Here is a 14,890-nt window from a genome sequence, read left to right as displayed (position 1 = left end):
CCGGTGTTCGAGTCAGCTCTGCAGCGCGCGCCGACGCGCGCGCTCCTCCTTCGCCGACATCTCGTCGAGCGCGGACTCCTTGAGCTCGTGCACGTCAGCAGCCTCGCTGCCGTCGGACATCCCGTGGTCGTCGACCCCGTCCAGCAGTGATTCGTCGAACGGCAGGTCGCCCCTGAGCACCCGACCGACCCGATCGCGATCGATCTGCTTCGTCCACGTGCCGATCAGGAGCGTCGCGACCGCGTTGCCGGTGAAGTTGGTGAGAGCGCGTCCCTCGGACATGAACCGGTCGATGCCGACGATCACGCCCACGCCGTCGACGAGATCGGGACGGTAGGCCTGCAGTCCCCCGGCCAGCGTCGCGAGTCCCGCGCCGGTGACCCCGGCCGCTCCCTTGCTCGCGATGATCATGAAGACCAGCAGACCGATCTGCTCGCCGATCGACATCGGCTGCCCCATGCCGGTCGCGATGAACAGCGAGGCCATGGTGAGGTAGATGGCCGTTCCGTCGAGGTTGAACGAGTAACCGGTGGGAACGGTGATGCCGACGACGGGCTTCGACACCCCGACGTGCTCCATCTTCGCGATCAGCCGCGGAAGGGCCGACTCCGACGACGACGTGCCGACGATCAGCAGGTACTCCCGACCCAGGTACTTCATCAACCGGAAGATGTTGACCCGCGTCACGGCGTAGAGCAGAACGCCCAGGATCACGACGATGAACAGGATGCACGTGATGTAGAACGCCACCATCAGGATGCCGAGGCTCCAGATCGCCGAGATGCCCGTCTTGCCGACGACCGCGGCGATCGCTCCGAACGCGCCGAGTGGTGCCAGCCAGAGGATCATCCCGAGAATGCGGAAAACGACCTTCTGGAGGTTCTTGACCGCGTCCATGATCGGTGCGCCGCGGTCGCCCAACCCCTGCAGCGCGAAGCCCGTGAGCAGCGCGATGAAGAGCACCTGCAGCACGCTCTCTCCGGTGAACGCCGAGAAGAACGTCGCCGGGATGATCCCGAGGATGAAGTCCTGGGTGCTCTTCGCCTCCGCCGTGTCGGCGTCGTACGTCGCGCCGGCCATGTCGAGGCCCGATCCCGGGTGGATGAGGTTGCCGACGACCAGCCCGATGGCCAGGGCGAAGGTCGACATCACCATGAAGTACAGCAGCGCGAGTCCGCCGATCTTCCCGACCGTCGCGGCCTTGGCGATCGACCCGACCCCGACGACGATCGTGCAGAAGATGATCGGGGCGATCATCATCTTGATCAGCGCCACGAATCCCTTGCCGAGCGGCTCGAAGCTCTGCCCGACCTCGGGCCAGATCAGCCCGACGAGTGCGCCGAGCACGACCGCGATGATCACCGACACGTAGAGCCAGGTGTGACGGTCCCAGGACTGCTTGCCGCGCCTCCAGTGGAAGCCGGGCAGACTGAATCCGGTGGTGATGGCCATTGTTCCTCCTCGGAGATGAACGTCGTCGTTCGGGACCGGCGTCGTCGCCGGCGGTGTGCCCACGTTCGCCGACTTCCCGCGACGGCACCATTTGTGGTCGTATTGGTCACATTCGCCACCGCAGACGAAGGGAGACGCGATGTCGCACGCCCGCACCGACCGCAGCGCGGCCTCGCGCGTGTTCCTCGCCCTGCTGGTGTCCGCCGTCGTCATCGGCGCCCTGGTGGCGCTGTTCCTGGTCGTCGAGGCGCAGCGCGCCACGCGTGCGGAGGCCGAGCGGGTGACCGCGTCCACCGCCGTCGCGCTCGCCGCGTCACCGCTCGTCTCCTCGTCGCTCGCGGACGCGGACCGGGAGCGCGCGACGCGCACGCTCGAACCGTACGCCCTGGAGGTCATCGACGCCGCGGGGCTCGACTTCATCACGATCATGACGACCACCGGCATCCGCGTGACCCATCCCGACCTCGACGAGATCGGGAAGCCCTACCTCGGCACCATCCCCGATCGCCCGCAGCCTCTCACCGAGGAGTTCACCGGCACACTGGGCCCCTCGGTCCGCACCATCGTCCCGGTGACGGGCGCGGACGGGCGTCTCCTCGGCTGGGTGGCCGCGGGCGTCACCACAGAGACCATCAGCGAAACGCTGCTGCGACGCCTGCCCCTCTCCCTCGGCATCACCGCCGCACTCGTGGCGGCCGGGGCACTCGGCGCCTGGGCGGCACGGCGGATCACTCGACGGATCGCCGGGGACCTGCCTCCGGGTCAGGTGAGAGACGCCGTGTCGTCCTACGAGTCGATCCGTACCCTCGGCGACGCGCTGCGCGCTCAGACACATGAGCACGGCAACCGCATGCACACCGCTGTCGCGCTTCTCGAACTGGGGCGCATCGACGAGGCCATCGAGATCCTCACCGAGACCTCGCGGCAGAGCCAGTCGCTGGTGGACCAGGTCACCGCCCGCCGGCACGGCGACCCCACCGTCGGAGCACTGCTGCTCGGCAAGGCCTCCCAGGCGAAGGAGCGCGGAATCGACTGGCGCATGACCATCGCGCCCGATACTCCGCCGACGCCGCTGTCGCCCGTCGACAGCGTGTCGGTCCTGGGCAACCTGATCGACAACGCGATGGATGCCGTGACGGATGCCGACGACAGATGGGTGTCGGTCACGCTGCGTCGCTCGCCGAGCGACGGGATCGAGCTCGACGTGGCCGACAGCGGCCCCGGTGTCCCCCCTCCGCTGCGCGACGAGATCTTCGCCTCCGGATTCTCGACGAAGGAAGCGGGCGCCGCAGGGCGAGGGGTCGGGTTGGCGCTCGTGCGCGCTCTCGTGCTCGATGCCGGTGGTCGGATCGAGGTCCGCGACGATCCGACCACCTTCCACGTGACCCTTCCGGCTGCGCGCGGGCGGGGCAGGCGATGATCCGAGTGCTGCTCGTCGACGATGACGCCCTCACGCTCGAGCTGCATCGGAACTACATCGACCGGCTCGATGGGTTCGTCGTCGCCGGGGAGTGCACCGGAGCACGCGCCGCGGTGCAGGCGATCCTGGACCGCGCGAACGGCGACGGATTCGACCTCGTGCTCCTCGACGTGACGATGCCCGACGGCTCCGGACTCGATGTGCTGCGCACCCTCCGCGCCCGCTCCGCCGCCGTCGACGTGATCGCGATCACCGCGGTGCGAGACGCCGAGACGGTCCGTCAGATGGCGGCGCTCGGTGTCTTCCAGTACCTCGTCAAACCGTTCTCGTTCTCCGTCTTCCAGGAGCGACTGGCGCAGTACCGCGCGCATCGCACGCAGGCGCGGGCGACGGACGGAGAGGCGACCCAGGCCGAGATCGACGCGCTGCTGGGGAGGTCGACCGGGAGCATTCCCCTGCCGAAGGGCCTTTCCCCCTCCTCTCTGGATCGGGTGACGGCCGCGCTGCGGCGCAGCGGACCGCTCTCGGCGACCGAGGCTGCGGCCGAGCTGGGGATGTCGCGCGTCGCCGTTCGGAGGTACCTCGAACACCTCGCCGCTGAGGGCCTCGCCGACCGCGGGGCACGCTATGGCGCCCGCGGTCGCCCGGAGACCGAGTACACGTGGCGACGAGGCGACGGAACCTGAGCCCACGCCTGCACCGGCCGCCGTGCATGCGGGACGCTCAGCGCGGAAGACGTCCGTGGTGGAGGAGGCCATCCGGGTCGAACCGCTCCCGCACCGCACGCAGGCGTGCGAGCGCCTCGCCGGTCGCCGCCCCGGCGAGCGTCTGCCCGGGCGTGAGGAAGGTGGGAACCGTGCGCTCGGCGGATGCCGGTGCGACGATCTCGCGGAAACGCGCGAGGCTCGCATCACCGGGCTGAACCGGAGCGCCCGGGAACAGCGGAGCGAGCGCGTACACGAGCCATCCGGCCGATTCGAGACCGGCGAATCCCGCGCGCCGCGGTGTTGCCAGCGCCCCTCCGAGCATGCGGAACTCGATTCCGATCACCGGCCACTGGTCATCGTGCAGATGGAACGAGAGGAGCGCATCGATCGTGTCGTCGTCGAGCCCGGCCAGCGCCGCCGAGGCACCACGGCTCGGCGTGGGCTCGGTCGGTTCCCCCGATTGCGCAGCGATGGTGACGGGAGAGGTATCCCCCACCGCCTCTCGCTGCACGGGCGCAACGCTCCGTACGCGCTCGAGCAGATCATCGGCCGGGCCCGCGGTCGAGATGAGCTGCACCGTCACGAAGCTCTTGCCGCGAATCGCTTCGGGCAGCTGCGGCGCGTCGGGCATGCGGGTCGACGTGACCGACGCGTTCAGCGTCGGCGGTGCGATCGGGGCCAGGTCGCGCACCCCGCGGAGGACCGCCTCGGCATCCGCGACGTCGAAGACCAGCGTCGCGCCCCAGACGGCGGGGGCGGGCACCAGATCGATCTCGAGCGCCGTGACGATGCCGACGACCCCGCCCGCGCCGCGCAGTGCCCACATGAGATCGGGGTCGCTCCCGTCGTCGACGCGCTCGTGGCGCCCATCGGTGCGCAGCACCCACGCGGCACGCAGGTTGTCGGACCCGAGACCCGCCGTGCGGCTGAACAGGGAGTGACCGCCGCCGAGCGTGTAACCGGCCACGGTGACGACCGGGCTGCTCCCTGCCGGAGCGACCCATCCCGAGCCCTCGAGCGCCTCGATCACGCGCCCCCACCGCACACCGGCACCGACGACGGCGGTCCCCGCAGCCGTATCGATGTCGAGCATGTCGAAGTCGGCCATGCGCACCAGGATCGCCCCGGTCACATCGCTCCCCGCCCCGTGACCGCCGGGCTGCACCGCGAGGGGCATCCCGGTCTCGCGTGCCGCGACGAGCAGCGCCCGAAGATCGTCGACGTCTCGAGGATTCGCCACCAGCGCGGGGTGCTGATCGATCGAGAGGTTCCACGGCGCTCGTGCGGCGTCGAAACCGGCATCGTCGGGCAGCAGCATCCGCCCCGCGAACGAACGACGGAGGGCGGCGATTGCTTCGGAGGCTGACATGACGCCACCGTACGATGCCCCACGGACATTCTCGATGGCGTCATGCCCCGCGCTCACTCGCCGGCGAGGCCTCCGAGCATGTGCCCGAACGAGCGTCCCTCGCCGAGGTAGGTCGCGGGGTCGAACGGATCGGTCGCGACCGCTGCCTCCCGGCGAGCGATGACGTCGGCCAGCTCGCGCGCACCCTTCTCGACGCGCTTGGCGAGCGGGGCGACGTCGTCGCCCGCGCCGCCCCAGTCGCTCGAGGCCGCGAAGACGCCGGTCGAGACCGCGTCGGCGTGGAGGTAGGCGAAGAGCGGCCGGATGGCGTAGTCGATCGCGAGCGAGTGACGGGCCGTGCCCGCATTCGCACCGATGAGCACCGGCTTTCCCGTGAGCGCGTCGGGGTCGAGCACGTCGATGAACGACTTGAAGAGTCCCGAGTAGCTCGTCGAGAAGATCGGCGTCACCGCGATGAGGGCGTCCGCCGAGACGACCGTGTTGATCGCGGTCTCGAGGGCGGGAGGAGCGAATCCCGTGAGCAGGTTGTTCGTGATGTCGTGCGCGTAGTCGCGCAGCTCGATCACGTCGACCGTCGCGTCGATCTCGCGAGCGGCGAGTTCTTTCACGGTCTCCGCGGCGAGTCGATCCGCGAGCATCCGGGTGGACGACGGGTTCGAGAGTCCGGCCGAGACGACGGCGATGCGACGCGAGGTCATCTCACGCCTCCTTGCGGCCGAGGCCGAACGACGCGCCGGCGGGGGCCGGCGTGTCCTGGTAGGGGCTGTCGCCGGTGAGGTTGTCTCCGCGGTTCGCGCCCGGGCGGGCCTGGCGGGTGGGTCCGTCGCCGAACTCCGCCTTCACTCGCGCGGCGTGCGTCGGGGCATCCGGCACCGATTCCGGACGGTTCTCCGCCAGCTCCTTGCGCAGGACGGGCACGACCTCGCCACCCAGGATGTCGAGCTGCTCGAGGACGGTCTTGAGCGGGAGACCCGCGTGGTCCATCAGGAACAGCTGACGCTGGTAGTCGCCGTAGTGGTCGCGCATGCCGGCGTAGCGGTCGATGACCTGCTGCGGCGATCCGACCGTGAGCGGAGTCATCTCGGTGAAGTCCTCCATGCTCGGACCGTGACCGTAGACCGGTGCATTGTCGAAGTAGGGGCGGAACTGGTTCACCGCGTCCTGCGACTTGGCCGCCATGAAGACCTGTCCGCCGAGACCGACGATCGCCTGCTCGGGCGTGCCGTGGCCGTAGTGGGCGTAGCGCTGGCGGTACAGCTCGATCAGGCGCTGGTAGTGCTCCTTGGGCCAGAAGATGTTGTTCGCGAAGAAGCCGTCGCCGTAGTAGGCGGCCTGTTCGGCGATCTCCGGCGTGCGGATCGATCCGTGCCACACGAACGGCGCGATGCCGTCGAGCGGGCGCGGGGTGGAGGTGAAGCCCTGCAGCGGCGTGCGGAACTTGCCCTCCCAGTCGACGACGTCCTCGCGCCACAGCTTGTGCAGCAGCGCGTAGTTCTCGATCGCGAGGGGCAGACCCTGGCGGATGTCCTGGCCGAACCAGGGGTAGACGGGGCCGGTGTTACCGCGCCCGAGCATGAGGTCCATCCGACCGTCGGACACGTGCTGGAGCATCGCGTACTCCTCGGCGATGCGCACGGGGTCATTGGTCGTGATGAGCGTCGTCGAGGTGGAGACGATGAGGCGCTCGGTCTGCGCCGCGAGGGCGGCGAGGAACGTGGTGGGGCTGGACGACCAGAACGGAGGGTTGTGGTGCTCGCCGACGGCGAAGACGTCGAGGCCGACCTCTTCGGCGTGCTTCGCGATCGCCAGCGTCGCCTTGATGCGCTCCTGCTCGCTCGGCGTCACTCCGGTGGTGGGGTCGCGCGTGATGTCGCTCACCGACATGATGCCGAACTGCATCGCGGGTGCCCCTGACTGCTCGCTCATGATTTCTCTCCAACTTCTCCGAACCCGATGATTGCACCCGGTTCTATTCACTTGAATGTATATGAGTCAACGCGATCGCACCAACTTTATTCCCGGCGGTAGCCTCGGAGGATGAGCACCACCGGAGCGGACTCGACACCGCCGGCGACAGGAACCACTCCGCGCCCCCGACGCCGCGTCCCGTTCTGGGACAACGCACGCTACGCCTGCATCGTGCTGGTGGTGCTGGGCCACGCGATCCAGCGTCTCATCTACGACTCCGACATCGCGTTCGCCTTCTACCTCGCCCTCTACGCCTTCCACATGCCGGCGTTCGCGATCATCTCGGGATACTTCTCGAAGTCGGGTTCGCCGACCAAGACGCAGATGGCTCGGGTGATCACCGACATCCTCCTGCCGTACATCATCTTCGAGACGCTCTGGACGCTCACGAAGTGGCTCGTCGAGGGCCAGGCGAACCCCAACCCGACGCAGCCGTCCTGGACGCTCTGGTTCCTCCTCGCCCTCGGGATCTTCCGCCTCGTCCTCCCCTACCTCGCGCTACTGCGCTGGCCGCTGCTCTGGACCGTCGCGATCTCGATCGGCGTGGGCTACCTCCCCAACATCGACAGCACCTTCTCGCTCTCGCGCACCCTCGGCCTCCTGCCGTTCTTCACCCTCGGCTGGTGGCTGCGCGAACGGGACGTCGTGGCCCGTCTGCGCCTGCTCGACTTCCGCCCGTGGTGGATCCGGGTCGTCGCGGTCGCCGTGCTCGCGGGCACCGGGTGGGCGGCCTGGAACTGGCTCCCGTTCTGGCAGGAGTTCGATTTGCGCCACTGGCTCTTCTACGAGGACTCCTACGCCGACCTCGGGCTCGGCGGCGAGCAGTGGTGGGCCGGCGGTGTGCGCATCGCGCTGATGCTGCTCGCAGTGCTGCTGTGCGCGGCGTTCTTCGCGCTGATCCCCCGCGGCACGTACTGGTGGACCACGTTCGGCCAGTACACGATGTACGTCTTCCTTCTGCACTCCTTCGTTCTCTACCCGTTCCGCGAGTCCGGCATCCTGCGCGACCTCGAACCCACCTGGATCTGGCTGCCGCTCGTCACACTGCTCTCGGTCGTCGTCGCGCTCGCGCTGGCCACGAAGCCCGTCCGACGGGTGTTCCGCCCCCTCGTCGAGCCGCGACCGAAGTGGCTCTTCCGCGACCCCGAACTGACCTCCCGCGAGGGACGGCGCAACGACCCGACCGGCTCGCGACGGCCGCGATAGCCTGGACGACGTGACCCGAGCCTCGACCCTCCGCGACCGCATCGTCGATGAGATCGAGACCGACGGGTTCGGCGCCCTCGGTCTGCACATCCTCGTCGGTGACGAGACCGCCGAGCATCGCTGGGCGCCCGACGAGCGGATCGACATCCAGTCGGTCGCCAAGGGCGTGTGCGTGCTCGCCGCCGGCATCGCCGCCGACGAAGGGTTGATCTCCGTCGATGCACCCGTGGCGGCCTCCCTTCCCGGATGGGAGCTCGGCGCCGGGGTCGAGGAGGTCACGCTGCGCGACCTGCTCACCATGTCGAGCGGAATCGATCTCCCGTGGTCGGAGACGATGATGACGGACTGGCCCGACCTCGCGGCGGAGTTCCTCCGCCGACCGACGCCCGGACGTGCCTTCCAGTACTCGAACGCGAGCACGTACACGGCGATGCGCGTGCTCGCCGAGCACGTGGGCGACGTGCACGCCTACCTCGAACCGCGCCTGTTCGCGCCGCTCGGCATCGTCGACACGCAGTGGGAGCGCTGCCCGAACGGCCGGATCGTCGCCGGTGGCGGACTCTTCCTGCGCACCGAGGAGATGGCCCGGATCGGACGCCTCATCCGAGATCGTGGAGAGTGGCAGGGGCACCGCCTGATCGACGCGCACTGGATCGACCGGATGCATTCCGAGTGGGTCGCGTGCGGCCAGAACCCCGGCTACGAGAGGTACGCGCTGGCCGGGTGGGACGGGCCGGGCGCGGGATGGCGCCTGCACGGCGCCTACGGGCAGCTGGTGATCTTCGCCGGCGACGCCGTCGTCACGATCACCGCCGAGGATCACTTCGGGGCGGATGCCGCCACCGCCGCGATCATGCGCATGATCCCGGAGTGACCCGCTCCGCCGCTCGCCGGGCGGCGGATCAGGCGAAGAGTTCCGCCCCGATGTACGACCCTGCGGTCGCCCCGCGTGGGATCGCCCAGATCCCCGAGCCGACATGGCGCAGATACTCGTTCATGAGGTCGGTCGACAACCGGCGCTGCAGCGTGATGAACTGCGCGGGGTCGCGCTGGTACGACAGGAAGAAGAGCCCGGCGTCCAGCCGCCCGAGGTCGTTGTTCCCGTCGACGTAGTTGTACCCGCGCCGCAGGATCCGAATGCCGTCGTTCTGGTCGGGGTGGGCGAGCCGCACGTGCGCGTTGGCGTCGATCGCGGATCCGGAGAAGTCGGGCTCGGTGAGTTCGGTGCCCCCGGAGAGCGGCGCACCCTCCCCCTTGTCCCGTCCGATGATCGTGTCCTGCTCCGACAGCCGCACGCGATCCCAGGTCTCGATGAGCATCGCGATCTTGCGGGCGACGAGGTAGGACCCGCCCGCCATCCAGGCCGGTTCGTCGGAGTCCGCGACCCAGACGTGGGCGTCGAGCGCGGCGGTGTCGTCGGCGAGGATGTTCGCGGTGCCGTCCTTGAATCCGAAGAGATTGCGCGGAGTGGCTTGCGCCGCTGTCGTGCGCGAGGTCTTGCCGAAGCCCAGTTGCGACCAGCGCAGACGCGCGCGGCCGAAGGCGATGCGGCTGAGGTTGCGGATGGCGTGCACGGCCACCTGGGGATCGTCGGCGCAGGCCTGGATGCAGAGGTCGCCGTGCGAGGCCTGCGGGTCGAGGTCGTCGCCGAGGAAGGCGGGAAGCCGCACGAGAGCGGCGGGACGGGACGCGGCGATCCCGTACCGGTCGCCGTCTTCGTTCTCGAACAGACCGGGACCGAAGCCGATCGTGATCGTGAGCCCGGAAGCAGGGAGGCCCTGCGCCTCGCCGGTATCGTCCGGCGGCTCCTCCGCCGACCCGCCGACCGCTCCCGTCGCGCTGACGTCGAGGCCCTGGGTCATGCGCGATGCCGCGTACGTCCAGTCCTGCAGGAGTGAGACGAGATCGTCGCGATCCGTGCGCGGCATCATGTCGAACGACGCGAAATGCAGGTGATCCTGCACCGGCGTCGTGATCCCCGCCTGATGCCCCCCGAAGAAGTCATAGGCGGCGAGGGCGTCCTCGGCGGCCCGTGCGCGCCCGAGGGCGACGCCGCCGGACAGCCCGGCGCCCGCACCGACGGCCAGGCCCGCGACTCCCCCGCCGATCGCCAGGCCGAGCAGGCCCCGGCGGCTGAGGCCGGTCGGAGTGGATGCCGCGGCCACCGCCTCGTCGGAGGACGAGTCGGCCGCGGCATCCGCTCCTGTGTCGTTCACGTGCGTGATCGTACCCTTCCGTCGATCCCGATGCTCAGTCGAGAACCGTGCCGGTGAGCTGCGAGAGCGGCTCGGCGAGCGCGTTGATGAGGTCGGTGAACTCGCGCTTGTCGGCATCCGTGAGTTCGGAGTACCCGACGAAGCCGTCGGTCAGCGAGCCGTGCGCCGCGAGCGATTCCTCGAGCGCCGCGTAGCCGGACTCGATCTCCGCGACGAGCGCGGCCCCGTCGTCGCCCTGCGCCTCGGCGAAGTCCTGCACCAGCGAGAACGCCATCTTCGATCCCTCGACGTTCGCGGCGAAGTCGTAGAGATCGGTGCCCGACCACCAGTCCTCCTCGCCGGAGATCTTGCCCGTCGCGACCTCGTCGAGCAGCGCGATGGCGCCGTTGGAGATTCCGCCGATCCCCTGATCGTCGAGCGTCTCGGTGAAGTCGTCGGAGTGCACGTAGTCGTAAAGCTCCTGCACGTCGGCGAGCAGCAGGTCGCCGAAGTCGGCGCGCTCCTCGGTCGTCGACGGCGCCCAATCCTGCCAAGCCGGCGTCTCGCCGTCCGCGTTCAACGCGTCCTGCGCGGGAACCCAGAGGTCCTTCTCGATGCGGTGGAAGCCCGTCCAGTCGAGCCCCTCGGCCACGGCGTCGACCTCGCGGTAGTCGATGCGCGGGTCGAGGTCGCCCAGCGCCTCGGCGACCGGCTCGATGCGCTCGTAGAAGGCGCGCGTGAGGGGGAAGAGGCTCCGAGCGGTGTCGTCATCGCCCGCCTCGTATGCCGCGACGAGGTCCTCGACCGCAGGAACGAGCTGGCCGACCTGGTCCTTCACGAAGGCGGCGTAGAGGTCGACGGCCTGCTGCTTCTGCTCGGCGTCGGGACCGTCGACCGTGACGCGCTCACCGGTGACGGTGAACGCCGACTTGCCGACGCCCTCGCCGATCATCCCGGGCTTGCAGAGCGTGAAGTAGTCGCCCGGCTGCGCCACGACGGTCAGGGTGCGCGAGGCGGAGGGCGCGATGTTCTCGACCTCGCCGACGATCCGCAGCCCGTCGTCGGCGAGCAGGTAGAACTCCGAGACCTGACCGCTGTCGTTGGTGACCTCGAACGTCAGGGTGCCGCTCTCGGCCGTGGTGCCCGATACCGAGCAGGCGCTGTCGGTCGATGAGACGTCGAAGGCCGCGCCGGCGGTGACATCGCTCTTCGCGACGCACCCGCTGAGCACGAGCGCGGCCGCGCCCGTCGCGGCGACGGCGCCGAGGATCCGGTGGGAGGTGGTCATGCTGCTCCTTGCTGTGTGGGTGAGGAAACCGATGCGTCCGCGGCGTTCGACGAGACGAGCGGAGCGGATGCCGAGGGACGACGCGAGCGGAGACCGCGCACGAAGAGGAAGCCGACGACCGCGATGTAGACGGCCCAGGCGGTCACCTGTAGCCAGGTCATCCGCGGCATGAAGCCGACGGTGGCCTGCAGGATGGCGGCCCACGCGCTGTCGGGAGCGATCGCCGACGTCACGTCGAACGCCCACCCGAACGGGAACGCCTGCCAGCCGACGGCCACGGCACCGGTCACCGCATCGATGGGGGCGGCGGCCGTGAACGGTCCAGGCAGTGCCCCGGCCTCCTGCAGATCCATGAACGCGTAGGCGAGCACGCCTCCGGCGACGATCACCAGGAAGCCGCCGGTCCAGGCGAAGAAGCGCCGCAGGTCGAGGCGCACGGCACCGCGCGCGATCAGGGCACCGATCACCACCGCGGCGGCGAGTCCGAGGAGTGCTCCGAGCAGAGCGGAGGGCGCGTCGCCGAACGACTGCACCATCGACCACAGCAGCAGGGTGGTCTCGATCCCCTCGCGGGCGACCGAGACGAAGCCGATCGCGACGAGGGCCCACAGCCCGCCCTGCGTGAGCGCACGGTCGATGCCGCCCTCGAGCGTGGCCTTCATCGTGCGCCCGGCCTTCTGCATCCAGAAGATCATCCACGTCACCATGGCGACCGCGAGCAGCGAGAGCAGGCCGCCGATCAGCTCCTGCGCCACGAAGGTGAGCTCGTACGACCCGAAGGTCAGGACGGCACCGATGCCGAGCGCGAGGGCGACCGCGAGGCCGACGCCGGCCCACAGCCGCGGCAGCACGTCACGCCGACCGAGGCGTCCGAGGTAGGCGACGAGGATGCCGACGACGAGGGCGGCTTCCAGGCCTTCACGGAGGCCGATGAGGAAAGTGGCGAGCACGGAGGGATCTCTCTGCAGAATATTACTGAGGTAAGGCATCCCTTACCTACGAGACTTTAGCACCGCGGTAATCCTCCGCAACACACGCCCGTCCCGGCGCGGCGGCGACGTACTCTCGTGCCATGGCTGAACTCTCGCTCCCGATCCTCGACCTCTCCCAGCTCGACGAGGGACCCGCGGCCGCCGCGCGCTTCCGCGAGGACCTGCGCGCCGCCACGCACGACGTCGGGTTCTTCTACCTCACCGGCACGGGCATCTCCCCCGCCCTCGAGGCACGCCTGCACCGGGCCGCGCTGGACTTCTTCGCACTGCCCGAGGCCGACAAGTTGGCGATCGAGAACGTCAACAGCCCGCACTTCCGCGGGTACACGCGCATCGGTGGCGAGCGGACGCAGGGCAAGGTCGACTGGCGCGAGCAGATCGACATCGGCCCCGAGCGCGACGCGATCGACGGCGGCCCGGCGTTCAACCGCCTCATCGGACCGAACCTCTGGCCCGCCGCGCAGCCCGAGTTGCAGGAGATCGTCGCCGAGTGGCACGCGACCCTCTCGGAGGTCGCGCGCAAGCTCCTGCGCGCGTGGGCCGAGACCCTCGGTGCGGACTCGTCGTACTTCGACGAGCACTTCGGCGAACCCTCCACCCTGATCAAGATCGTCCGCTACCCGGGCACGCATGAGCCGGAACCCCAGCAGGGCGTCGGTGCGCATAAGGACTCCGGTGTGCTCACGCTGCTGTGGGTCGAGCCCGGCAAGGGCGGATTGCAGGTCGAGCGCGACGGCGAGTGGGTCGACGCTCCCCCGGTGCCCGGAGCCTTCGTCGTGAACATCGGCGAGCTCCTCGAGTACGCGACCGGCGGCTATCTCAAGGCCACCAACCACCGCGTCGTCTCTCCGCAGGCGCCGAACGAGCGCATCTCGATCCCGTTCTTCTTCAACCCCGCGCTCGACAAGCGGTTGCCGCTGATCGAGCTCCCCGCCGATCTCGCCGCCGAGGCTACGGGGGTGACCGAGGATCCGAGCAACCCGATCCACGCTCTCTACGGCGAGAACGCGCTCAAGTCGCGGCTGCGCGCACACCCCGACGTCGCGGCGATCCATCATGCCGACCTCGTGGGCGCCGACGCCTGACCCTCACAACGACGCGCCGCCGCCGAGTGCGACGATCTCCCGCAACGCCTGGAGATGACCGGCGAAGGCTTCCCGCCCTTCGCCGGTCGAGCGCACCCACGTTCGCTGCCTGCTCCCCAGACTCGCCTTGCGCACCGTGACGTAACCTGCGGCGTGCAGGTGGCTGATCGACTTGCTCAGCGGCGAATCGGCGCACTGCAGGATCTCGCGCAGCGTCGCGAAGTCGAGTTCGATTCCCTCACTCAGCGTCGCCAACAGCGAGAACCGGAGCGGCGACGCGAAGTTGTCATCGAGTCGCGTGCGCGGATGGGCTGACCGGTCAGCCACGCGCACCACGCCCCGGCACGAACGTCAATCCGACGAAGAGCAGCACGACGCCGCATCCGGCGATCTCACCCACTGTCGCTCCGCCCTCCGCGCGCCCGACGTCGAAGACCGTCAGCCCGACCAGAAGGGTGAAGCCGATCGCGAGACCCACCTCGTGCGGCCACCGCCAGAGCGCACCGATGGCGGGAAGACCGAGATCGGTCGCACCGGCGCAGAACCAGGCGAGCACGCACAGGGCGAGCAGCAGCAGGAGCACGCTCGCGAGGACGCCCGCCGGGGCGACGGAGAGCATCAGGAGCGCTCCGAGAACGACACCGACGCCGAGCGTGCCGACACGGGCACCCCTCGGTAGAGGCACGCGGGGTACGTCCGGTCCGGGCGGGTCGCTCGACGCGCGCGCCAATCGCACGGCCCCGTACCCGCCGAAGACGAGGAGGACGAGTGCGCCGGGGAGCACCGTCACCCACCACGGAACGTCGGGCACGAAAACGGCGAACCCGAAGGCGACGAGTGCAAGGACCATCGCGGCTGCACCGGAGACCACGAACGGCCACTGCCCGCGGGTGAAACGCCACTGCAGTCCGCTGCGCTGAGCGGAGCCGCTGAAGATCTGACCGTAGACGAGGAAGCCGAACAGAAGGGCCTGCGCTCCGCCGTCCGCTGGCAGGCGAAGTGCGATCACGCTGGCCACGAGGAAGGCGGCCGTGACCACCGCACTGACGATCTGCAACCATGCGAGCGCCCGCCGATCGACGGCGCGCTGCCGACGACCGGTCACCGCTCGCGCCTCCTCGAGATACCGCCGGGCAGTCTCCGCATCGGGCGGAACGAGCGCCTCCTGGCCCGCGACGGGCTTCTGGTCCATGATTCGACCTCCTCCG

At 69.4% G+C, this 14,890-nt stretch carries 14 protein-coding genes; 5 read left to right on the top strand and 9 right to left on the bottom strand.

Going from position 1 to position 14,890, the window contains the following annotated elements:
- Nucleotides 1-12: 12 nt before the first annotated feature.
- On the bottom strand, nt 13-1,452 hold the full coding sequence (locus KV396_RS13250) for a cation:dicarboxylate symporter family transporter (RefSeq protein ID WP_247632389.1): 1,440 nt from the start codon (nt 1,450-1,452) through the stop codon (nt 13-15).
- Nucleotides 1,453-1,591: 139 nt separating this feature from the next.
- On the opposite strand from KV396_RS13250, the gene KV396_RS13245 reads away from it, so the two are divergent.
- Together KV396_RS13245 and KV396_RS13240 are read left to right on the top strand one after the other, a co-directional pair.
- Nucleotides 1,592-2,872, top strand: coding sequence for a sensor histidine kinase (locus KV396_RS13245; protein WP_247956000.1), 1,281 nt, complete (start codon nt 1,592-1,594; stop codon nt 2,870-2,872).
- Complete coding sequence (locus KV396_RS13240; protein ID WP_247955999.1) at nt 2,869-3,558, top strand: response regulator; 690 nt, start codon at nt 2,869-2,871, stop codon at nt 3,556-3,558. The genes KV396_RS13245 and KV396_RS13240 overlap by 4 nt, the downstream gene beginning before the upstream one ends.
- Before the next feature lie 37 nt (nt 3,559-3,595).
- On the opposite strand, the gene KV396_RS13235 is transcribed toward KV396_RS13240, so the two are convergent.
- From KV396_RS13235 to KV396_RS13225, 3 genes are read right to left on the bottom strand one after another with little or no spacing between them, the layout of a single operon-like run.
- Nucleotides 3,596-4,948, bottom strand: coding sequence for an FAD-binding oxidoreductase (locus KV396_RS13235; RefSeq protein WP_247955998.1), 1,353 nt, complete (start codon nt 4,946-4,948; stop codon nt 3,596-3,598).
- Between the two features lie 53 nt (nt 4,949-5,001).
- On the bottom strand, nt 5,002-5,646 hold the full coding sequence (locus KV396_RS13230; protein ID WP_247955997.1) for an FMN reductase: 645 nt from the start codon (nt 5,644-5,646) through the stop codon (nt 5,002-5,004).
- 1 nt (nt 5,647) lies between these two features.
- Nucleotides 5,648-6,874, bottom strand: coding sequence for an LLM class flavin-dependent oxidoreductase (locus KV396_RS13225; protein ID WP_247622727.1), 1,227 nt, complete (start codon nt 6,872-6,874; stop codon nt 5,648-5,650).
- A gap of 111 nt (nt 6,875-6,985) precedes the next feature.
- On the opposite strand from KV396_RS13225, the gene KV396_RS13220 reads away from it, so the two are divergent.
- Both KV396_RS13220 and KV396_RS13215 read left to right on the top strand, forming a co-directional pair.
- Complete coding sequence (locus tag KV396_RS13220) at nt 6,986-8,122, top strand: acyltransferase family protein (protein WP_247622728.1); 1,137 nt, start codon at nt 6,986-6,988, stop codon at nt 8,120-8,122.
- 10 nt (nt 8,123-8,132) lie between these two features.
- Complete coding sequence (locus KV396_RS13215; RefSeq protein WP_247955996.1) at nt 8,133-8,996, top strand: serine hydrolase domain-containing protein; 864 nt, start codon at nt 8,133-8,135, stop codon at nt 8,994-8,996.
- Between the two features lie 28 nt (nt 8,997-9,024).
- On the opposite strand, the gene efeB is transcribed toward KV396_RS13215, so the two are convergent.
- The 3 genes from efeB to efeU are packed head-to-tail and all read right to left on the bottom strand — an operon-like array spanning nt 9,025 to nt 12,555.
- The gene (gene efeB, locus KV396_RS13210; RefSeq protein WP_407665524.1) at nt 9,025-10,338 is read right to left on the bottom strand and encodes an iron uptake transporter deferrochelatase/peroxidase subunit; all 1,314 of its coding nucleotides are present in this window, start codon (nt 10,336-10,338) and stop codon (nt 9,025-9,027) included.
- A 34-nt stretch (nt 10,339-10,372) separates the two neighbouring features.
- The gene (gene efeO, locus KV396_RS13205; RefSeq protein ID WP_247632397.1) at nt 10,373-11,605 is read right to left on the bottom strand and encodes an iron uptake system protein EfeO; all 1,233 of its coding nucleotides are present in this window, start codon (nt 11,603-11,605) and stop codon (nt 10,373-10,375) included.
- On the bottom strand, nt 11,602-12,555 hold the full coding sequence (gene efeU / locus KV396_RS13200; protein ID WP_247955995.1) for an iron uptake transporter permease EfeU: 954 nt from the start codon (nt 12,553-12,555) through the stop codon (nt 11,602-11,604). Before efeU ends, efeO begins: the two co-directional genes overlap by 4 nt.
- A gap of 122 nt (nt 12,556-12,677) precedes the next feature.
- On the opposite strand from efeU, the gene KV396_RS13195 reads away from it, so the two are divergent.
- Nucleotides 12,678-13,682 carry an isopenicillin N synthase family dioxygenase gene (locus KV396_RS13195; RefSeq protein ID WP_247632399.1) on the top strand — a complete coding sequence of 335 codons (1,005 nt, stop codon included), beginning with the start codon at nt 12,678-12,680 and terminating at the stop codon, nt 13,680-13,682.
- Nucleotides 13,683-13,685: 3 nt separating this feature from the next.
- Here the strand turns inward: KV396_RS13195 and KV396_RS13190 are convergent, their stop codons facing one another.
- Nucleotides 13,686-14,009, bottom strand: coding sequence for a transcriptional regulator (locus tag KV396_RS13190; protein ID WP_247632400.1), 324 nt, complete (start codon nt 14,007-14,009; stop codon nt 13,686-13,688).
- Complete coding sequence (locus KV396_RS13185; protein WP_247955994.1) at nt 14,002-14,874, bottom strand: hypothetical protein; 873 nt, start codon at nt 14,872-14,874, stop codon at nt 14,002-14,004. The genes KV396_RS13190 and KV396_RS13185 overlap by 8 nt, the downstream gene beginning before the upstream one ends.
- Nucleotides 14,875-14,890: the final 16 nt, after the last annotated feature.

The sequence above is a fragment of the Microbacterium galbinum genome (assembly GCF_023101185.1).
In the GTDB taxonomy this organism is placed as follows: Bacteria; Actinomycetota; Actinomycetes; order Actinomycetales; family Microbacteriaceae; genus Microbacterium; species Microbacterium galbinum.
The sequence above is the reverse complement of the archived record's forward strand: the minus strand, read 5'-3'. Positions and strand labels throughout refer to the sequence as shown.